Source organism: Rahnella sikkimica, from assembly GCF_002951615.1.
In the GTDB taxonomy this organism is placed as follows: Bacteria; Pseudomonadota; Gammaproteobacteria; order Enterobacterales; family Enterobacteriaceae; genus Rahnella; species Rahnella sikkimica.
Window position 1 is genome coordinate 3288442 of sequence record NZ_CP019062.1, and the last position, 20952, is coordinate 3309393.

At 53.2% G+C, this 20952-nt stretch carries 15 protein-coding genes; 7 read left to right on the plus strand and 8 right to left on the minus strand.

Features of this window, described 5'->3' with window-relative positions; translation table 11 throughout:
* Positions 1–208 precede the first annotated feature (208 nt).
* The 4 genes from argD to BV494_RS15325 form a co-directional block, all read right to left on the minus strand.
* Positions 209–1426, minus strand: a complete 1218-nt coding sequence (gene argD, locus BV494_RS15310) for a bifunctional acetylornithine/succinyldiaminopimelate transaminase (protein WP_104923615.1) — start codon at positions 1424–1426, stop codon at positions 209–211.
* 167 nt (positions 1427–1593) lie between these two features.
* On the minus strand, positions 1594–2169 hold the full coding sequence (locus tag BV494_RS15315; protein ID WP_104923616.1) for an aminodeoxychorismate synthase component II: 576 nt from the start codon (positions 2167–2169) through the stop codon (positions 1594–1596).
* A 153-nt stretch (positions 2170–2322) separates the two neighbouring features.
* Entirely contained in the window at positions 2323–3528 is a 1206-nt protein-coding gene (locus BV494_RS15320; protein WP_104923617.1) for an aldose 1-epimerase family protein, read from the minus strand.
* Positions 3529–3768: 240 nt separating this feature from the next.
* A complete protein-coding gene (locus tag BV494_RS15325) occupies positions 3769–5292 on the minus strand; it encodes a helicase HerA-like domain-containing protein (RefSeq protein WP_104923618.1) in 1524 nt (507 codons plus the stop codon).
* A gap of 368 nt (positions 5293–5660) precedes the next feature.
* Between BV494_RS15325 and BV494_RS15330 the strand changes: the two genes are divergently transcribed.
* Both BV494_RS15330 and BV494_RS15335 read left to right on the plus strand, forming a co-directional pair.
* Positions 5661–7094, plus strand: a complete 1434-nt coding sequence (locus BV494_RS15330) for a glycoside-pentoside-hexuronide (GPH):cation symporter (protein WP_104923619.1) — start codon at positions 5661–5663, stop codon at positions 7092–7094.
* A 77-nt stretch (positions 7095–7171) separates the two neighbouring features.
* Positions 7172–8527: a NosD domain-containing protein gene (locus BV494_RS15335; RefSeq protein WP_104923620.1), complete on the plus strand. Its 1356-nt coding sequence runs from the start codon at positions 7172–7174 to the stop codon at positions 8525–8527.
* A gap of 82 nt (positions 8528–8609) precedes the next feature.
* On the opposite strand, the gene BV494_RS15340 is transcribed toward BV494_RS15335, so the two are convergent.
* The 3 genes from BV494_RS15340 to BV494_RS15350 all read right to left on the minus strand — a co-directional run bounded on the left by BV494_RS15340 (position 8610) and on the right by BV494_RS15350 (position 12090).
* Positions 8610–9620, minus strand: a complete 1011-nt coding sequence (locus BV494_RS15340) for a LacI family DNA-binding transcriptional regulator (RefSeq protein ID WP_104923621.1) — start codon at positions 9618–9620, stop codon at positions 8610–8612.
* A 474-nt stretch (positions 9621–10094) separates the two neighbouring features.
* Positions 10095–10661, minus strand: a complete 567-nt coding sequence (gene ppiA, locus BV494_RS15345) for a peptidylprolyl isomerase A (RefSeq protein ID WP_104923622.1) — start codon at positions 10659–10661, stop codon at positions 10095–10097.
* Positions 10662–10806: 145 nt separating this feature from the next.
* Entirely contained in the window at positions 10807–12090 is a 1284-nt protein-coding gene (locus BV494_RS15350) for a cytosine deaminase (protein WP_104923623.1), read from the minus strand.
* A 213-nt stretch (positions 12091–12303) separates the two neighbouring features.
* On the opposite strand from BV494_RS15350, the gene nirB reads away from it, so the two are divergent.
* The 5 genes from nirB (at position 12304) to BV494_RS15375 (ending at position 19854) form a co-directional block, all read left to right on the plus strand.
* Positions 12304–14856 carry a nitrite reductase large subunit NirB gene (gene nirB, locus BV494_RS15355; RefSeq protein ID WP_104923624.1) on the plus strand — a complete coding sequence of 851 codons (2553 nt, stop codon included), beginning with the start codon at positions 12304–12306 and terminating at the stop codon, positions 14854–14856.
* Entirely contained in the window at positions 14853–15203 is a 351-nt protein-coding gene (gene nirD, locus BV494_RS15360; protein ID WP_104923625.1) for a nitrite reductase small subunit NirD, read from the plus strand. The genes nirB and nirD overlap by 4 nt, the downstream gene beginning before the upstream one ends.
* Positions 15204–15262: 59 nt before the next feature.
* Positions 15263–16645, plus strand: coding sequence for a siroheme synthase CysG (cysG, locus tag BV494_RS15365; protein ID WP_104923626.1), 1383 nt, complete (start codon positions 15263–15265; stop codon positions 16643–16645).
* 238 nt (positions 16646–16883) lie between these two features.
* On the plus strand, positions 16884–18047 hold the full coding sequence (locus tag BV494_RS15370; RefSeq protein ID WP_104923627.1) for a collagen-like triple helix repeat-containing protein: 1164 nt from the start codon (positions 16884–16886) through the stop codon (positions 18045–18047).
* An 88-nt stretch (positions 18048–18135) separates the two neighbouring features.
* Positions 18136–19854, plus strand: a complete 1719-nt coding sequence (locus BV494_RS15375) for a ShlB/FhaC/HecB family hemolysin secretion/activation protein (RefSeq protein ID WP_439958364.1) — start codon at positions 18136–18138, stop codon at positions 19852–19854.
* 81 nt (positions 19855–19935) lie between these two features.
* Here BV494_RS15375 and trpS read toward each other — a convergent pair whose 3' ends face one another.
* On the minus strand, positions 19936–20952 hold the full coding sequence (gene trpS, locus BV494_RS15380; RefSeq protein WP_104923629.1) for a tryptophan--tRNA ligase: 1017 nt from the start codon (positions 20950–20952) through the stop codon (positions 19936–19938).

Here is a 20952-nt window from a genome sequence, read left to right on the forward strand (position 1 = left end):
CGGCAGCGCTTGTTTGAAAAAGCGGGGAGAGCTCCAAGAGAGGGAAAGCACTTCCCTCTCTTGGTCGGTTTCGGCGTGAGCCGCTGAGCGATCACCGCACATGAAAAACCGAAATATTCTCGGTCATAGCCCTCACGGTGAGTGAGAAACCGAAATATTCTCGATCTATATATTTTTTTAAATAAAGCCGGCTGCTAAAGCCTAAACCCTAAGCCCCTGTAACTTTTGCTACCGCTTTCTCAAAGCGCCCCATCCCTTCTTCAATATCCGCGAAGTCGATCACCAGTGATGGTGCAAACCGCATCACATTCGGGCCCGCCACCAGCATCATCAACCCGAACTCAGCGGCGGCGGCATGAAACTCTCCGGCGCGGTTTTTGAAGGCGTCCGACAGTTCAGCCCCTATCAGCAGCCCCTGGCCGCGGAATTCTTTGAAGATCGGGTATTTCTGGTTGATGGCATCCAGCGCGCTGATGAATTTCTCGCGGCGTTCGTTAATACCGGCCAGCACTTCAGGCGTATTGATGATATCCAGCGCAGCTTCGGCGACGGCGCAGGCCAGCGGGTTACCGCCGTAGGTGGTGCCGTGTTTACCCGGTTCCATCACCGACGCGACCTCTTCCGTTGCCAGCATGGCGCTGACAGGGAACCCGCCGCCCAGAGCTTTTGCCGTGGTCAGAATATCCGGCGTCACGCCGTAATGCATGTAGCTGAACAACTTACCGCTGCGGCCCATGCCGCTCTGAACTTCATCGAGCACCAGCAGCGCCTGATGTTTGTCGCAAAGCTCGCGCAGACCTTGCAGGAATTCCTGAGTGGCAGGCATTACACCGCCTTCGCCCTGAACCGGCTCCACAACAATGGCGCAGGTATGGTCATCGATGACCGCTTTTACCGCGTCCAGATCGTTGAACGGGACATGCACGATGTCAGCCGGTTTCGGGCCAAAGCCATCGGAATATTTTGGCTGGCCGCCGACGGACACGGTAAACAACGTGCGCCCGTGGAAGGCGTTATGGAAAGCGATAATCTTGCTTTTGTACGGGCTGTGGCGATGCGAAGCGTAATAGCGCGCGAGTTTGAATGCGGCTTCGTTGGCTTCTGCGCCGGAGTTGGCAAAAAATACGCGGTCAGCAAAGGTCGCGTCGATCAGTTTCTGCGCCAGACGCAGCGCCGGTTCGTTGGTGAAAACGTTGCTCACATGCCACAGGGTTTCGCCCTGTTCGTGTAACGCTTTCACCAGCGCCGGATGGCAATGGCCCAGCGCGGTCACCGCAATCCCGCCCGCGAAATCAACATATTCGTTACCCTGCTGATCCCACACGCGGCTGCCTTTGCCTTTCACCGGAATAAATTTCGCGGGTGAATAAACCGGCAAAATTACTTTATCGAACGTGCCCCGGTTAACCGCTGCTTTTTCTGCCATAACCCTTCTCCCTTTCTGGTTCTTACCAGTGAGTTGTTACGATGAACTGGAATTCACAGCCGCAATGGATGTGAAAATATAATCACAAAATATGCATAAAAAATCACACACAGGCAAACAGAAATCGTTCCTGTCGCGTAAGTAATTTTTATCGGGCAACTAAGTGTTTAGATTTTAAGGAAATTATCCAGCAGCTGATGTCCCTGCTCGCTGAGAATGCTTTCAGGATGGAACTGAACGCCGTGCAGCGGCAGCGTTTTGTGCATGATGCCCATGATTTCGTCACGTTCGCCCTCGCGCTCAGTCCACGCGGTGACGTCAAAGCAATCGGGCAACGTGTCGGGCGCAATCACCAGCGAATGGTAGCGCGTCACCGTCAGCGGATTATTCAGCCCGCTAAAAACGCTGGTGCCGGTATGGCGGATGGGAGAGGTTTTGCCATGAATGGCCTGACGGGCGCGGACGATTTTTGCTCCAAACGCCTGCGCCATCGCCTGATGCCCGAGGCAGACACCGAGAACCGGCAGCTTACCGGCAAAGTGCGTGATGGCTTGCAGGGAGATCCCCGCCTGATCCGGCGTACACGGGCCGGGCGAAATCACCAGATGCGAGGGGGAAAGCTGTTCGATATCCGCAATCGTCAGCCGATCGTTACGCATCACGTTAACCTCTGCGCCCAGCTCGCAAAAATATTGGTAGAGGTTATAGGTAAACGAGTCGTAGTTGTCGATCAGCAGCAGCATGGGGATCCCGGTAAAGTCGAAAAATTTACCGGGCAATTCTACGCATTTTTACGTGCGTGCTTCATAATTTTGTCGATCTGTTTTCCTGAACAGCGCGGCAAAAAAAGGACGCCTTGTCCGGCGTCCTCAATACTGATTGTGCAACGGCAACGATTACTCAACGGCAATCGGTTGATCGCTGACCTCGGTTTTGTGTTCGCCCTGCAACGTTTTTACCCTTTGCTCGAGCTGTTGAACCGCTTTTGCATCCGGCAGCAGCGAGTATTTCAGCTCAAACACGGTGCTCTGGCCGGGTTGCAGCTGTTTCACACGGCCCTGTTTACGCTCAATCGTCACAGGGTACGCGTAGTTAGTGCCCGGTTCGATGCCGGTCACATAGCCTTGTTTCAGGGTGTCGGTGTTTTTCCACAGCGTCAGCAGCGGGAGCTGATGCGTGTCGAACTCAATCGACGCGCCTTTATCACCGGCTTTGTTGACGACGCCCGCGATGGTTTTGCCCTGCGCATCCGCCAGCGGAACCATGTTGAAGACCATTTCATCGAAGCCTTTGGTTGGCCCGGCGTAAGTCTGCCAGTCGCTCAGGCCTTTTTTGGCGTAATCGTTGAACGGCGAAATGGATTTCAGTGGTGCGATAAAGCGCGCGCCCTGTTCGAGGATCGGCTGACCAAAGTTGCTGTGATAAATAATCTGGTAGTCGTGCGGATAATCAGACTGGTTAGTCAGCTGGTCGTGAATAGTCCACGACTGGCTGCCCGGCACGTAACGCAGCTCAGTCCAGGTTTCCAGTTTGGCTTTCTTGAAAGTGTCTTCTTTCAGCAGCCCGCGCACGGTGATTTCGTACGGTGCTTTTTCTGCAATCTCGACCACCACTTTCGAGGCTGGCGTGTTGCCTGCGCGGCCATGCAGCGTGTAAATCATGCCGTCAGCGGTCACCGGATGGCCGGTCCATTCAAAGCCGCAGCGCACCATCATTTCGTTGAAGCCTTCCAGCCAGCCCACGCCGTTGCGGCTTTCCAGATTGATGTACGCCGGATTCACCACTTCCTGCACCGGCGAATCCCAGCCTAGCCGGATGTTATCGCCGGTCACATGCAGTAAATCCATGCCGCGCGTCGGGCTAAGAGCGATGGTCAGCCCTTTGCTGGTGATCGTAATGACTTTAGAGCCTTCCTGTTTACCGCCGTGTAAGACTTTTTGTTCGATGCTGAAATCTGCACCGGCGATATTCAGCTTTTTGCTGTCAGTTTTCCAATTTCCCAGTTCAGTACCGGCTTCAGCATCCGTCAGCACGATAGTTTGTGCAGCGGCCTGCCACGAAAAAAGCCCCATGACGATCCCGGTTACGAGTAATTTTTTCACATCCACTCCTTTTTGCTGAATTGATTTAGCCCAAAAGCAATTCAGCCTACAAATCCCGCAGAGCGAAAAACGTGACAGCCTTCACCTTGATCGGTTTTGCAGCAAAACCACCGTTCACAACGTGCTCAGGGTGGCAAAAAAGGGATGTAACGGATGTTGTTACAGGAAATAGTGAGAAGTCAGGCAGGTAAAGCACACCCAAAGCTGATGCGTTTCAGCTTTGGGGCTGAGCAGAAGGAATTACTTTTTGCGGCCCCCCATAATGGAACCCAGAACGCCGCGCAGAATTTGCCGCCCTAAATCGCGGGCCATACTTTTGGCGGCAACCTGCACCACGCCGTCGCGTTTTCCGCCACGCGGGCCGGCGCTGCCAAACAGGATTTCATTGAGGCCGCCCATCAGGCCGCCGCCGGATCCGGTTTCAGCCGCAGGTTTAGCCGCGCCCGCAGATTGCGGCGCTGCCACGGTGCCAAAGCCCTGTGCGGTGATTTTTTCATACGCAGATTCACGATCCACGCTGTCTTCGTAGCGGCCATACAGCGGCGACTGATTGATGGCTTTATTGCGCTCATCATCTGCCAGCATGCCCATTTTCGATTCCGGGGCGATGACCATCGCGCGCAGCACAATTTCCGGCCGCCCTTTTTCGTCGAGGAAAGACACCAGCGCTTCGCCGACGCCCAGCTCGCTGATCGCCGTTTCCGCGTCAAACGCCGGATTCGCGCGCATAGTCTGCGCCGCGGCTTTCACCGCTTTCTGGTCACGCGGCGTAAAGGCGCGCAAGGCGTGCTGAACCCGGTTGCCAAGCTGCCCGAGCACGCTGTCGGGAATATCCAGCGGGTTCTGCGTGACGAAGTAAATTCCGACGCCTTTGGAACGGATGAGACGCACCACCTGTTCGATTTTCGTCAGCAACGCTTCAGGCGCGTCGTTGAACAGCAGATGCGCTTCGTCAAAGAAGAACACCAGCTTCGGCTGTTCCGGGTCGCCCACTTCCGGCAAATGTTCAAACAGCTCTGCCAGCAGCCAGAGCAGGAAAACAGAATAGAGTTTGGGCTGGTTAATCAGCTTATCCGCGGCCAGCAGGTTAATCATCCCGTGACCATTTTTATCGGTGCGCATCAGGTCGTTGATATCCAGCATCGGCTCGCCGAAGAACTGATTCGCGCCCTGCCCTTCGAGCGTCAGCAGGCCACGCTGAATCGCCCCGATGGACGCCGTGGAAATGTTGCCGTACTGCGTCTGGAACTGCCTGGCGTTTTCGCCGGTAAACTGCACCATCGCGCGCAAATCTTTCATGTCGAGCAGCAAAAGTCCGTTGTCATCGGCAATCTTGAAAACCAGCTGCAACACGCCGCTTTGCACGTCGTTGAGATCCAGCAACCGCGCCAGTAATAACGGCCCGAGATCGGAAATCGTCGCGCGAATGGGATGGCCTTTTTCACCGAAAATATCCCACGGGATAATGCTGCACGCCTGCGGCTGCCAGTCGGTGACGCCGATATTTTTCAGGCGCGCGGCGAGTTTTTCCGACGGCACGCCTGACGCGCCAATCCCCGATAAATCCCCTTTCACATCGGCCAGAAAAACCGGAATGCCGATACGCGAAAACTGTTCAGCCATGCGTTGCAGCGTGACCGTTTTGCCGGTGCCGGTCGCGCCGGTAATTAATCCATGCCGGTTCGCCAGCGCAGGCAGGATCACCAGATCCTGAACCGGTTTACCTTCACTCATCGCTTTTGCAATCAGACGGGGTTCGCTCATTTCATTTTCCTTGAAAGTGGGACGCGGGAACGTTTATCAAAACCGGATAAGTCAAAACAGGCCGGACTCAATTAAAGTTGAGAGCATTAGCCAGAGTTTCATGTAACAAAACAACATGTGGTCTGGCTTACACTTTTAGCTTCGTTCATAAATTATAGTAAGTCCCACGGTCAGAACGACATATTTAATCTTCATGGTTTCAATGAAAGACCTCACAATTAACAGAGTTTTTGGCGCCCTCGTATTGCGCGTTCTGAATAATCCTAAAACGTTGCGGGATAAATAATATTCCCTTCTTTCACTTCGTCAGCACTGGCTGGAATCGCCATTGCTTTGTATTCATGTCTGCGCAATAACAAGGTGTATATATGTCTGTAACCACAATGGAAAATAAAAGCGCTTACGAAAAACTGAGCCGTAAAGAAAAGATCGGTTACGGTATGGGCGATGCTGGCTCATGTATGATCTGGAGTGTACTGGCTCTTTACCTGACATGGTTTTACACCGATGTGTATGGCTTAGATCCCGCCATCGTTGGCACCTTATTTCTGGTCATCCGTGTATTCGACGCCTTCAGCGATCCGATTATGGGCGCTATTTGCGATCGCACCAAAACCCGCTGGGGTAAATTTCGCCCGTGGTTGTTGTGGATGGCCGTACCCTTTGGTCTGGGCGCAGTCTTAATGTTCACCACGCCTGACCTGAGCATGAACGGGAAAATCATGTATGCCTGGGTCACTTATCTGATCATGTCGTTAATCTATACGGCGATCAATATTCCGTATTGCTCGGTGGCGGGCGTCATTACGCTGAACCAGAAAGAACGCATGGGCTGCCTGTCCTGGCGTTTCTTCCTTAACGGCCTGGCAACTCTCATCATCTCCTGTTCTATTTTGCCTCTGACCGACTGGCTGGGTAATGGCAACAGGGCATCGGGTTTTCAGATGACGATGATGATTATGGGAGGCGCGGCGACCCTCATGTTCCTGTTCTGCTTCGCCAGTATTAAGGAACGCGTGGTTTCAATTAAAGCTAACGATTCATTAAAACGAGACCTGAAAGACATTGCGAAAAATGATCAGTGGCTACTGATGATTTCAATCACCTTCCTTAACGTCTTTCCGGCATTTATTCGCGGTGCGGTCACCATTTATTACGCCACTTATGTGATGCACGCTTCTGTAGGGTTTATTACCTTTTTCATGGCGCTGGGTGTCGCCTGCAATATGGCAGGGAGCGTAATTGCTAAGCCACTGACCGATCGTTTCGATAAAATTAAGTTATTCCGTGTCATCAATATTATTCTCGGGATTCTGTCGTTCGCATTATGGTTTGTCGACCCTTCATCGTTGACGCCGCTGTTAGCCCTGTTTATCGTCATTAATATTCTCCATTTAATTCAGTCAGGCCCAATACTGTGGGCCATGATGTCCGACGTTGATGACTACGGTGACTGGAAATTTGGCAAACGTCTGACCGGTATTTCCTTCGCAGGCAATCTCTTCATGTTAAAAATGGGGCTGGCGGTGGCGGGTGCCATTGTCGCCTGGATATTATCCTATACCGGCTATGTCGCGAATAAACCTGAACAAAACCCACAGACGATTCAGGGCATTATTATGATGTTCTCATTACTGCCAATGGTGAGCTATTTCATCAGCGCGTATGTGGTGCGTTACTTCAAGCTCAATAATACCTTCCTTGAGAAGATTAAAGTCGATCTCGCCAAACGCGAACTGGAGAACGGCCACGCGCAGTCACTAAAGCAAAGTGATACCTCAGTGATTCAACCCACGCATTGATTGGTGAATAAACGAAACGCAGCCCGCATTTTCGGGCTGCACTCGCTTTCCTATTTTTGTTACAGGAACTTTTATTTATGGTGAGTAAAAAAAATTACGACGTTACCGAGTGGAATGTAGGTAATCCATACGAAGATATTGGCAAGGTTATTAACAGCATCATCGCAGATATTAAAACCAGGCAAACGAACGTTGATGTTAATGACGGTGGAAAACCGGGTGCAGTGATTTATATCCCGCCAGGTGATTATCATCTGACGACTCAGGTTGTTATTGATATCAGCTATCTGAAAATCATGGGATCTGGCCACGGTTTTACGTCTTCAAGTATTCGTTTTAATACGCCGCCGGGTGAACTGGCACACTGGCATGAAATATGGCCAGGCGGCAGCCGGGTGCTGGTGGATATTTTACCGCAGTCAGGAAGTGACGAAAGCACTGGAGCCGCGTTCTATGTGAAGCGGGAGGGAGAACCTCGTATAAGCTCAGTCGAATTTGCCGATTTTTGTATTGATGGTTTGCACTTTGTGGATGATGCTTCAGGACATCACGATCCAGAGAATAGCTACACGAATGGGAAAACGGGTATTTATGTCGCAAATGCGCAGGATTCATTCCGGATTACCGGCATGGGGTTCGTGTATTTAGAGCATGGTATTACCACGTATCAGTCTGATGCACTTTCTATACATGATAATTTCATCGCTGAATGCGGAAACTGCATCGAATTACGCGGTTCAGGACAGGCGTCCAAAATAACCGATAACCTAATCGGGGCGGGTTATAAAGGCTATTCCATTTATGCGCAAAATTTTGGCGGACTGCTGGTCACGGCAAATAATGTTTTCCCGCGCGGGAAAAGCAGCATCCATTTTTCTGGCGTAGTGCGTTCTTCTGTGACCAGTAACCGGTTCCATTCATTTTATTCGGGGATGTTAGTCCTTGAGGATAACAGTTCGGAAGTGCTGGTTTCTGCGAATCATTTTCTGCGCGACCATGAGCCTTGGTTACCGATGCAGGGATACGATAGCGGTGCAGATGACTTGTATGGGCTCCTGTATATAAGCGGAAATAATAACTCTGTTATTTCTAACCATATTTCGGAAACCATTGAGACTCAATATATCAGGCCGTCCGGAGCAAAGCCGGTCATCATACGAATTGTGTCAGGTACGGGTAATTTTATTTCCGGCAATCACATGGTTGCTACGACCGAAGCATCAAAAACGCAAACGTCCGCGACAAATTCCTGCTTCGATGCACAGGTGGGTGCTTTGCTGACGGTCGATGCCCTGCAACCGCTGGAGGTAACCGCTGTGCAGATCGAAACAGAATCGCGGCAAAATACAATTCTGGATTCAGGAAGCGATGCACAGGTTGTTATGGACAGAACCGTCAATGCTTTCAGAGCCACACCAACGCCGGGATTATAAGTCTCCGGGGTCATAACAAGAACGGGTGCCTCAGGGGCACCCGTTTTGCATTGCGAACAAACCAGAGGTTCTGGCGGAATAATTATATTTTCGTCACAGTCATTCCGAGACTGCTCTCCCGAACAATAAGTTTTGTTGTCAATGCGATTGAATCGATGTGATCGTATTTCTCAGTTTTATTGATAAGTTCAAAGGCCAGTTTCCCCATCTCATTTATGGGCTGAGCAATACTGGTAATATTCATCACCTGCGCAATAATCGTATTGTCGAAACTGGCCACGGCGATATCACCCGGTACATTACCGCCCTTGCGTCGAAGCTTTTCGATAACATAGCTTGCGGCAACGTCATTATAAATAAGCAGGCAGTTTATTTTATCTTCCCGACTCGTTATTTTATCAACGATGGAATCCAGAGAATGAATATGTCCCCGGCTATTTTCACCGTCACCTTTGGGGATCCAGTAGCCGTGGTGTTTTTCCACCCGATGGCCATGGCTGAGTGCTTTCTTACAAAAGGCCGAAATTTTGCGGTTGTCTACGCCGTCCTGGCCGATAAAGCCAAAACGGGTACGCCCGATATCAATAAAATGCTCGGCTATCGTCTCCGCCCCGCGTTCCTGGTTGTTAGACACTGAATTAAAGAAACGCGAGGTTTGTGTCACAACCGCAGTATTGACACCCGTGCTCAGCAGCCACTCTGACAAAGAAGATTCCGCTTCGGTGGGAACCCAAATCAGTGCTTCGATTCCCATTCCAACTAAGGTTCTTACCAGCTGCTTATCCTGAAATGGCTGGTTCTGGTGGGTTTTAACCAGCACAGATTTCCCTACGTAACGGGCTTCCTCCTCAAGCGAGGCCAGCAGTTCACAGAAATGCGGATTAATCAGATTGGGGACCACCACGCCTATTAACCCGGAGCATTTACCGTTCAGTTGAACGGCGCTCCGGTTGGGGACGTAACAGAGAAAATCCATTGCGCTGTGAACCTCGCGACGAGTCTCAACGGACACGCTGGGATGATTATTGATCACCCGTGACACGGTTGCGGTAGAAACACCCGCTTTTGTCGCCACATCTTTTATAGAAGCCATGTTCTTCATGTCACCGGTTACATTCGTTATCAATAATATAAAATCTGCACGCCACGAAGTATGCAAACCCGATCACATGTCGTTTTGTTACATGAAACCAGCACCGGGATCACATTGCTAATAAAAACCCGAACCGAAATTTATTATTTACCCTTCACGTTGTATCAGCGGTTGCACAGTGATATCCACTGTCCTTTAAAAAATATGGGCTAATACTCTCCTCAGCCATTAATAACAAGGGTAAATAAACGACTCGTTAACACAATAAATAAGGCCACTGGACAGGACGGAAAATCCGGTGCGGTAACTTATATTTCTTCCGGCGATTATCATTTATATTTCAGAAGGGGATTAATCTCAGTTACGACAGAGATCTGGGGCTGATTTTAATGGACGGTAATAATATTTTTCGTCGACAAAAAAAACGGCTTCCATAGCAGGAAGCCGTTTTTTCCGGAACCGGAAAGCTGAACGTTATGGCAATACTTTCGCTGAGAGGATAACAATCGGCATGGTTGGAACGTTCTGGTATGGCCCGACGTTGTCAGTTTTCACGGAAGACATTTTGTCGACCACGTCCATGCCTTTGATGACTTTACCGAAAACGGCATAGCCAAAATCACGCTGGCCGTGATCCAGGAAAGCATTGTCTGCTACGTTGATGAAGAACTGGCTGGTCGCGCTGTCTTTATCGGCAGTACGCGCCATGGCTACGGTGCCGCGCAGGTTACGCAGGCCGTTGTCGGCTTCGTTCTTAATAGGTTCTTTGGTCGCTTTTTGCTGCATGTCCGCAGTAAAGCCGCCGCCCTGGACCATAAAGCCCGGGATCACGCGATGGAAAATGGTGTTGTTGTAATAGCCGCTCTGCGCGTAATCGACGAAATTCTTCACAGAAACCGGTGCCTTCGCACTGTCGAGTTCCAATTCGATATTCCCTGCAGAAGTGGTCAGCATTACGTGGGTTTGACCGGCGGCGAAAACCGGTGACATTGCAGTCAGGGATAGCAGCGCAGTTAAGGCCACTAAAGTACGTTTAAACATGACGGTTCCTTTCTCCAGAATACAAACAACAGATCCCACTGATTCTAAAGAGCCTTTAGGCTCAGCGCCAGACCTTTACCTATATTTACGCTTAAAACTAAATTGTTCAGATATTTCATAATATTACACGGCATTTATCTGAGCGTTAGCTGTTGAAATCCACCGGGTAATCTTCGTCAAGATGGATGACCGTTTTTGCCGGTTCCGTTTGCGCGATAAGCCGTCCCTGGCGGATGGAATAACGCACCGGCGTCTGACGGCGGACAGCATCAAAACCATTCTGCGCGGGCAGGATCACCAGGCTCGCCGGATTGCCGCTTTGCAGCGCGTAATCCTTCAGATTCATTGTTCTCGCGCTGAACGTGGTAATCAGCTTCAGGCCGTCGTCAATTTGCTGATATCCCATCAGCTGGCAGACATGCAGCCCCATGTGTAAAACCTGCAACATATTGGCGGTGCCCAGCGGATACCACGGGTCAAAAACGTCGTCATGACCAAAACAGACATTAATCCCCGCCTCCAGCATCTCTTTCACGCGCGTAATACCGCGACGTTTCGGGTAAGTATCAAAGCGCCCTTGCAGATGAATATTCACCAGCGGATTGGCGACAAAATTGATGCCCGACATTTTCAGCAGACGAAACAGCCGCGAGGTATACGCGCCGTTGTAAGAGTGCATCGCGGTGGTGTGGCTGGCAGTAACGCGCTCGCCCATATTTTCGCGCAGCGCCAGCGCCGCCACGGTTTCTACAAAACGCGATTGCTCGTCATCGATTTCATCGCAATGCACGTCGATGAGCTTGTTATATTTCTTCGCCAGCGCAAAGGTTTTGTGCAGCGATTCCACGCCATATTCGCGGGTAAATTCAAAATGCGGAATCGCGCCGACAACGTCAGCACCCAGCTTCAGCGCCTCTTCCAGCAGGGCTTCGCCGTCGGGGTACGACATAATTCCTTCCTGCGGAAACGCCACGATTTGCAGCGTGACCCACGGCGCGACTTCCGTTTTCACTTCCAGCATGGCTTTCAGCGCCGTCAGCGTCGGGTCGGAGACATCAACGTGCGTACGGACATGCTGAATACCGTTGGCAATCTGCCATTTCAGCGTCTGCCACGCGCGCTGTTTCACGTCTTCATGTGTGAGCAACGCCTTGCGTTCCGCCCAGCGTTCAATGCCTTCAAACAGCGTACCGGACTGGTTCCACGCGGGCTGACCGGCGGTTTGCGTGGTATCGAGGTGAATATGCGGTTCGATAAAAGGCGGGATCGCCAGCCCGCCTTCCGCATCAAGAATGTGCTCTCCGGGCTGATCATTTTGTGGCCGGGAGATGATCTGGCTAACCACGCCGTCTTCGATATCGATCTGCCACAATCCTTCGCTGCCGGGCAGGCGTACGTTTTTGATGGTCCGTAAAAGGGTTTTCGTCACGCGTAACCTCATCGTTAGAGAAAGTCGGTTTAAGATAAGCAATAAGAAGAACAATAGCCTGAAAGTGTTTATAAATCGAAAGGTTACATAAAAACCCAATGAAATCAGACAAATACCACCTAAGGAGTATATTGGGAACGGCTTGATTTGTATCAATACCCCCAGTTACGCGCGGGTTATGTTTAGCCTCATAAAATCAAAATTGAGGCAATTATGAGCAAAGTCAGACTCGCGATTATTGGTAACGGCATGGTCGGCCATCGCTTTATCGAGGATTTGCTGGATAAAGCAGAGCCGGGTCAGTTCGATATCACGGTATTATGTGAAGAGCCGCGCGTGGCCTATGACCGCGTCCATCTTTCCTCTTACTTTTCACACCATACCGCCGAAGAACTGTCGCTGGTTCGTGAAGGATTTTACGAAAAACACAACGTCAACGTGCTGATTGGCGAACGCGCCATCACGCTGAACCGCCAGGAAAAAGTGATTCACTCCAGCAGCGGCCGCACGGTGTACTACGACAAACTGATTATCGCGACCGGTTCCTACCCGTGGGTACCGCCGATCTCCGGTTCTGACGGCCAGGACTGCTTCGTTTACCGCACCATTGAAGATTTGCACGCCATCGAATCCTGCGCCCGTCGCAGCAAACGCGGTGCTGTCGTCGGCGGCGGTTTGCTCGGGCTGGAAGCGGCCGGTGCCCTGAAAAACCTCGGTGTGGAAACGCACGTTGTTGAATTCGCACCCGGCCTGATGACAGAGCAGCTTGATGTGATGGGCGGCAGCCAGCTGCGCCAGAAAATCGAAAGCATGGGCGTGCAGGTTCACACCGCGAAAAACACCAAACAAATCGTTCAGGGCGGAAGCTCTGCCCGCAAAACCATGGAATTTGCTGACGGCACTGCGCTGGAAGTCGATTTCATCGTGTTCTCTACCGGCATCCGTCCGCAGGACAAACTGGCGCGCCAGTGCGATCTCGAGATAGCACCACGCGGCGGCATCGTCATTAACGACCAGTGCCAGACCAGCGATCCGGACGTTTATGCCATCGGCGAATGTGCGTCGTGGAATCAGCGCACTTTCGGTCTGGTTGCGCCGGGCTACAAAATGGCGCAGGTCACCGCAGACCATCTTCTGGGCCGCGAAAATACCTTCACCGGCGCAGACATGAGCGCCAAGCTGAAACTGCTCGGCGTTGACGTTGCGGGTATCGGCGACGCACACGCCCGCACACCGGGCGCGCGCAGCTACGTCTATCTTGATGAAAGCAAAGCGTTATACAAACGTCTGGTCGTCAGTGAAGACAACAGAACATTGCTCGGCGCGGTACTGGTCGGCGACACCAGCGATTACGGCAATCTTTTGCAGCTGGTGCTGAATAATATCGAACTGCCGGAAAACCCGGATGCGCTGATCCTCCCTGCCCACGCGGGCAGCGGCGGCGCGGTGATCGGCACCGATGCGTTGCCGGAAAGCGCGCAAATCTGCTCCTGTTTTGACGTCACCAAAGGCGACATCATCAAAGCAGTTCAGGGCGGCTGCCACACCGTCGCGGCACTGAAATCCGCGACCAAAGCCGGTACCGGCTGCGGCGGTTGTGTTCCGCTGGTCACACAGGTACTGAACGCTGAGCTGAGCAAACAGGGCATCGAAGTAAACCATCACCTGTGCGAACACTTTTCGTATTCGCGTCAGGAGCTGTATCACCTGATCCGCGTCGAAGGCATCCGTTCGTTTGACGATCTGCTCAATAAATATGGCAAAGGTTATGGCTGCGAAGTGTGTAAACCGACCGTCGGTTCGCTGCTCGCCTCCTGCTGGAACGACTACGTGCTGAAAGCGCAGCACACCCCGCTTCAGGATACCAATGACGTCTTCCTCGCCAACATGCAAAAAGACGGCACGTATTCCGTTATCCCGCGCTCACCGGGCGGTGAAATCACCCCACAGGGCCTGATGGCGATTGGCGAGATTGCGGCGGAATATAATCTCTACACCAAAATTACCGGTTCCCAGCGCATCGGGATGTTCGGCGCGCAGAAAGACGATTTACCGGCTATCTGGCAGAAACTGATTAACGCCGGTTTCGAAACCGGTCAGGCGTATGCAAAAGCGCTGCGCATGGCGAAAACCTGCGTCGGCAGCACCTGGTGCCGCTACGGCGTCGGCGACAGCCTCGGGCTCGGCATCAGTCTGGAAAACCGCTACAAAGGCATCCGCACGCCACACAAGATGAAATTCGGCGTGTCCGGTTGTACCCGTGAATGTTCGGAAGCGCAGGGCAAAGACGTCGGCATTATCGCCACCGAAAACGGCTGGAACCTGTATGTCTGCGGCAACGGCGGGATGAAACCACGCCACGGCGATCTGCTGGCCGCCGATCTGGATAACGAAACGCTGCTGCGCTATCTCGACCGCTTCATGATGTTCTACATCCGCACCGCCGATAAGCTGCAACGCACCTCGGTCTGGATGGATAATCTCGAAGGCGGCATTACCTACCTGCGCAAAGTGATCATCGATAACAAACTCGGCCTGAACGATCAGCTGGAAGCCGAACTGGCGCGTCTGCGTGAATCTGCGGTTTGCGAATGGCAGGAAACGCTGAACGATCCGGCGGCGCAGACCCGCTTCACGCACTTTATCAACAGCGCACAGCGCGATCCGAACGTACAGTTCGTTGCAGAACGCGAACAGCACCGTCCGGCGCGCCCGGACGAACGCATTCCGGTGAAAATGATCGCCGACGGGGAGGAAGTATTATGAGCCAGTGGTTAACGCTTTGTTCTGTTGAGCAAATCCTGCCGGGTTGCGGCGTTTGTGCGCTGGCGGGCGATCAGCAGGTTGCGCTGTTCCGCCCTTATGCGGATGAGCAGATTTTTGCGCTGTCGAATATCGATCCTTTCGCGCAATCCAGCGTGCTTTCACGCGGGATTATTGCGGAACATCAGGGCGAATTGTGGGTCGCCAGCCCGCTGAAAAAACAGCATTTTCGCCTGACGGATGGTTTGTGTATGGAAGACGATGCACATTCGATTCCGGCCTATGAAGTTCGTGTTCAGGGCGGCAATGTGGAAATCAATACCGCCAGTCTTCACGCAGAAGCCTGCTAAACTCCGCGCCTTCACGCCGCCTTCGGGCGGCGTTGTTATCTGCTTTCGGGAACGTCGTCATGGATTATTTGCCCCTCTTTTGTCAGTTAAAAAACAGAGCCTGTCTGCTGGTGGGTGCCGGTGACGTTGCCGAACGCAAAGCCCGTTTGCTGCTCGATGCCGGTGCGAAACTGACGGTGAACGCCCTCACCTTCACGTCACAATTTCAGATTTGGGCCGACGAAGGCAAAGTCCGCCTGCTGAAAGGCGAATTCTCGCCGCTGCTGGTCGATGAAAAGTGGCTGATCATTGCCGCGACGGATTCTGATTTAGTCAATCAGGAAGTCAGCGAAGCCGCCGAGCAACGCCGCGTTTTCTGTAACGTGGTGGACGCGCCGGAAAGCGCGAGCGTGATTATGCCGTCGATTATCGACCGTTCACCGCTGATGATCGCCGTCTCTTCCGGCGGCAATGCGCCGGTTCTGGCGCGACTGTTGCGCGAACGTCTGGAATCCATTTTGCCGCAGCATCTGGGCAAACTGGCGCAGGTTGCGGGCGGATTACGTGCGCGGGTCAAGGCGCAGTTCAGTGAGATGTCCGACCGTCGCCGCTGGTGGGAAAAGCTGTTTAATCATCATCGTCTGGCGCAATCTCTCGCCAATAATGACGACGCGCAAAGCGGGCAATATCTCGAAGAATTATTCAGCGAGCCGGTGGATAAACACGGCGAGGTGATCCTGGTCGGTGCCGGGCCGGGCGATGCCGGTCTGCTGACGCTCAAAGGTTTGCAACAGATGCAACTGGCCGATGTGGTGGTTTACGACCGGCTGGTTTCCGACGGCGTGCTGAATCTGGTGCGCCGCGACGCCGAGCGTATTTTCGTCGGCAAACGCGCCGGGCATCATTGTGTTCCCCAGGAACGTATCAACGAAATTCTGCTGGAACAGGCGCAAATGGGCAAACGCGTTGTGCGCCTGAAAGGGGGCGATCCGTTTATCTTTGGCCGTGGCGGCGAGGAGCTGGAAGCGCTGAAAGCGGCGGGCATCGCGTTTTCCGTTGTGCCGGGCATTACCGCCGCCTCGGGCTGTTCAGCCTACAGCGGCATTCCGCTGACGCACCGTGATCATGCGCAAAGCGTCCGCTTAATCACCGGTCACGCCAAACAGGACGGCGCGCTCGACTGGGCGTGTCTGGCGCAGGGTCAGCAAACGCTGGTGTTTTATATGGGACTCACGCAGGCGGGCGAGATCCAGCGCCGTCTGCTGGAAAACGGTTTAGCCTCACAAACGCCTGTTGCGCTGGTCGAAAACGGCACCAGCCAGCAGCAGCGCGTGGTCACCGGAAACCTGACTGACCTCGAAAATCTGGCAAAACAGGTGCAAAGCCCGAGTCTGATTATCGTCGGCAGCGTGGTCAGCCTGCGCCAGAAACTCAACTGGTTTGCCAGCGAAACGCCGCAGTAAGTCTCATCCCGCCGCGAAACCCCATTTATTTTTTTAATCAATTCAGAGAAGTGAATACCCTTTCATTTCTCTGCCTGAAATTATAAGAAAATTCTTATAACAGAATAAAAAACCTCATTAACAGAAATCACCCTCCAAAATGCAAAATAATCACGCCACACAAATGGAATATTCAGAATCTTCAACTTAAACTTTAAGTACGCCAACTGTGGCGTATTCTCCCGTGGAGGGTCAAATCATGCGCCATACCATTCATATTGGTCATGTAAAAAAGGTTGCTTTGGCAATCTTAGTTGCCCTGTCACTGGCTGCCTGTAGCGGCAGTGGCGGCGGCGGTTCTTCTCATACGGCAAAAACGTCCACCACCGGCTCGGCAACGACCGGAGACGGGACAACAACAGGCAGTGACGGCACCACGACCGCCGGAAATGGAGCCGGAACAGGCATCACGACGACCGGCGGCGGAACCACCACCGCAGGCAATGGAACAGGTACAGGTACCGGAACAGGTACAGGTACAGGGACGGGAACAGGGACAGGAACAGGGACAGGAACCGGGACGACATCCACCACTCTCACTACCGGCACCATCCTGAGCAGTGCAGGTGGCGCAGTCAGTGGTCTGGGAACACAAGTCAGCAGTATCGCCAGCCAGACACCTGTCAGTAATATTCCGGTCGCAGGCACCGGCGTCGTCACCATCATCGACAGCGCCGGGAACGCGGTCACTGCCGTGGGCAGCGGCATTCAGAACGGTGTGGGCCAGCTTGGCACCAATCCTAATGCCATTGGCACCACGGTGGCAGGCGTACCTAAAGCCGTGGCTGATTTAGGCACCGGTGTCTCCGGTCTCGGCACGTCCATTGCGGCTAACACTGCCGGAACGCCGCTCCGTGGCGTAACCGGTGCGACGGGCGGTCTGGTGAATAACGTCGGATCACTGGTCACCACGACCGGTAACGGTCTGGCGCAAAACGTGCAGAGCGGTGCGCTTTCGGGCGTCACTACGGCGGCGACAGGCATCGTGACGCCGGTTGTCGCCAGTGTACAAACCACCACGCAAACCGTGGGCGGCGCGACCGGTTTAGGCGCACCCGTTAACGGCTTGCTGAATCAGGTGGGCGGCACGGTCAGCTCCGTCGGGACACAGGTTTCAACCAGCACGCCAGCGCTGGCGGGTCTGGGCACTGCGGTGACCGATACCGGTCAGGCCGTGTCTAAAACCGGCACCCTTCTGATCCCGGCCAGCAGCACAACAACGACCACCGCCGGTAATTCCGGTGGTATTTCCGCAGGCGCAGGCGCTTCGCTCACACAATCAGGCGGTCTGGTTGCGGGCGTTGGGACCACGCTGGGGACGGTCACCGGCGGGCTCGGCCTGAAGGTGAATAAAACACAATAGATCGTTGCTGTAAAAAGCCCGCTGTCCGGACATCCGGTGAGCGGGCTTCTCCCTCCGGGTTCCCACATTTGCCTGTGCGTTCAAAGGAATGTTTATGAGAATAAAATCCTGCATAGTGGCGTTACTGGGCTCTGTCGTCGGTTACAGTTCGGCAGATATGTTCCCAACGTTGATTGACCCGAATAATCCGGCCCGGCTGGCCCAGCCGATTTCACAACCTCCGGCTAAAACGCAAAAAATCGAACTGCCCGCACAAAAAACGGCCCCCGGCCTGACACCTCAGACGCTGATAGACGTGAAACACATTCAGTTTGTCGGTGGCACGCAATATCCGCTGGATTCACTGGCCGCGCCCTTCTCTCCTCTCGTCGGCAAGAAAGTGCCACTCTCACAGCTACTGGCGGCCACGGACGGAATTACCCGGCGTTATCACCAGGACGGATTCGTGCTCTCTTACGCGTACATTCCGGCGGATAATTTCAACGATGGTGTGGTGAAAATCGGGCTGGTAGAAGGGTATATTTCCGGCACGCAGATCCACAGTGATAATCAGCAGGTCGGGCGCTGGCTGAGTAAACTGTCGCAGCACATCATGGCGGATAAACCGCTGACGCAGAATACGTTCGAGCGCTACACCATCCTGATGGAGCGCACGCCGGACACCAAAGTGACCGCGTCCGCCAATAACCCTGACAATATCTACGGCGCTACCGTGCTCAATGTGCAGGCTTTGCGCCCGCGTAACTGGAATATTCAGACCGCCGTCGATACGCGCAAAGGCGACAGTTCCGCCGTGGTCAACGCCACGCTCAGCGGGCTGAGCACTTACGGCGAACAGCTGGGAATTGCGACGCTAATCCCGCTGGAAAGCAGTACGCGGAAAACCTACGCGGGTCTGAACTATCAGCAATATCTCGGGGACGACGGGCTGCTGATGCAGCTCAAAGGCAGTTATTACCAGCAGAAAGACAAAGACTACAACACCATTTTGTCGCTGCCGAACGGCATTACCGTGGGTTCGCAGAATACCCAAACGCAATACAACGGCGGTGTGGTGTTCAGTTATCCGTTAGAGCTGACGCGTAAAAAACAGTGGACGATCAGCGGCGGGCTTGATTATCTCGACAAAAAATATGAATACGATTTATGGGCAAAACGCGGCAACCAGCAAATACAACTTCCCGACGTCAACCAGCGCATACGCTATCCGGCGGCGGAGATCACGCTGGCGGGTTATCGCGAATACGACCAGTCATACTGGAGCACGAAATTTAACGTCCGCCAGGGGATCGACGGGCTGGGCGCAACGAATTCCACGCCCAATGCCGATCTGACGTTTACACGCTGGAAATTCAACGGCGACGCCGCGTATCTGTTCGACAAAAAATGGCGGCTCAGTACCTCGGTCGAAGGTGACTGGTCAGACAATGATTTGCCGGAACCTGAACGGGTCAATTTCGGCGCGCTGCATTACGGGCGCGGTTATCCGGACAGCGACGCACAAGGCGATTACGGCGTCGGCGGGCAGGTGGAGCTTCGCTACATACAAAATCTGGAACAAGGAGACTGGCTGAAAACCATTCAGCCTTACACGGTGATTGACGGGGCGCACACCGGATTCAATCAGGCCGGATTACCGAAACAGAATCTGTCGTCTTATGCGATTGGCGTGATGTTTGGCGATAACCGTCATTACACGTTATCGGTCGAAGCCGCACGGGCCATTGGCGATACGCCGCTCGACAGCCATTCCCGTGACTGGCGCTACAACGCGACATTTACCTACAACTTCAACGCTGGCTCTTAACGCGTTCTTCCCCCGGTAATCCAAAACAAAAAAGCCACGTCCCGGAAGGCGTGGCTTTTCATTTTCAGACAGACTCAGCGGTTAAGGCGCAGGTACAAAACCGATAGCTTCATAGGCTTTTGCAAGCGTCACTTTTGCACGTGCGCGGGCTTTTTCAGCGCCTTCGCGCATCACTTCCTGCAGGTAAGCTTCGTCGTTGCGGAAACGGTGATAACGTTCCTGCACTTCCGTCAGCATACCGGCAACCGCTTCTGCGACAGCGCCTTTCAAATGACCATACATCTGGCCTTCGAATTGGGCTTCCAGTTCGGGAATCGCTTTGCCTGTTACGCCGGACAGAATATCCAGCAGGTTAGACACGCCCGGCTTGTTTTTCACGTCATAACGCACGACAGGCGGCTCTTCGGAGTCGGTCATCGCGCTTTTGATTTTTTTGGACACCGCTTTCGGATCTTCCAGCAGGCCGATCACGTTTTTACGGTTGTCATCCGACTTGGACATCTTTTTAGTCGGTTCCTGCAACGACATCACGCGCGCGCCAGATTTCGGAATAAACGGCTCAGGCACGGTAAACACCTCACCGTACAGCGCATTGAAACGGCTGGCGATATCGCGGCTCAGTTCCAGATGTTGTTTCTGGTCTTCACCGACTGGCACCTGGTTGGTCTGGTACAGCAGAATATCGGCGGCCATCAGCACCGGGTAATCAAACAGACCCGCGGTGATGCTTTCGCTGTTGGACGTTTCGTAACGCGCTGATTTGTCTTTGAACTGCGTCATGCGACCCAGCTCACCGAAATAGGTATAACAGTTCAGCGCCCAGCTCAGCTGGGAATGCTCAGGAACATGAGACTGCACGAAGATGGTACTTTTCTTCGGATCAATGCCGACAGCCAGATAAAGCGCCAGCGTATCAAGCGTCGCTTTACGCAGCTGGGCGGGATCCTGACGGACGGTGATCGCATGCAAATCGACGATGCAGTAAATGCATTCGTAATCGTCCTGCATATGAACCCATTGACGCAGCGCACCCATGTAGTTGCCAATGGTCAGTTCACCGGAAGGCTGTGCGCCACTAAATACGATGGGTTTACTCAT

Excerpts from the sequence above, each read along its gene's own strand:
- argD (WP_104923615.1), bottom strand. The coding sequence starts at position 1,426 with ATGGCAGAAAAAGCAGCGGTTAACCGGGGCACGTTCGATAAAGTAATT.
- BV494_RS15315 (WP_104923616.1), bottom strand. The coding sequence starts at position 2,169 with ATGCTGCTGCTGATCGACAACTACGACTCGTTTACCTATAACCTCTAC.
- BV494_RS15325 (WP_104923618.1), bottom strand. The coding sequence starts at position 5,292 with ATGAGCGAACCCCGTCTGATTGCAAAAGCGATGAGTGAAGGTAAACCG.
- BV494_RS15330 (WP_104923619.1), top strand. The coding sequence starts at position 5,661 with ATGTCTGTAACCACAATGGAAAATAAAAGCGCTTACGAAAAACTGAGC.
- BV494_RS15335 (WP_104923620.1), top strand. The coding sequence starts at position 7,172 with ATGGTGAGTAAAAAAAATTACGACGTTACCGAGTGGAATGTAGGTAAT.
- BV494_RS15340 (WP_104923621.1), bottom strand. The coding sequence starts at position 9,620 with ATGGCTTCTATAAAAGATGTGGCGACAAAAGCGGGTGTTTCTACCGCA.
- ppiA (WP_104923622.1), bottom strand. The coding sequence starts at position 10,661 with ATGTTTAAACGTACTTTAGTGGCCTTAACTGCGCTGCTATCCCTGACT.
- nirB (WP_104923624.1), top strand. The coding sequence starts at position 12,304 with ATGAGCAAAGTCAGACTCGCGATTATTGGTAACGGCATGGTCGGCCAT.
- nirD (WP_104923625.1), top strand. The coding sequence starts at position 14,853 with ATGAGCCAGTGGTTAACGCTTTGTTCTGTTGAGCAAATCCTGCCGGGT.
- cysG (WP_104923626.1), top strand. The coding sequence starts at position 15,263 with ATGGATTATTTGCCCCTCTTTTGTCAGTTAAAAAACAGAGCCTGTCTG.
- BV494_RS15370 (WP_104923627.1), top strand. The coding sequence starts at position 16,884 with ATGCGCCATACCATTCATATTGGTCATGTAAAAAAGGTTGCTTTGGCA.
- BV494_RS15375 (WP_439958364.1), top strand. The coding sequence starts at position 18,136 with ATGTTTATGAGAATAAAATCCTGCATAGTGGCGTTACTGGGCTCTGTC.
- trpS (WP_104923629.1), bottom strand. The coding sequence starts at position 20,952 with ATGAGTAAACCCATCGTATTTAGTGGCGCACAGCCTTCCGGTGAACTG.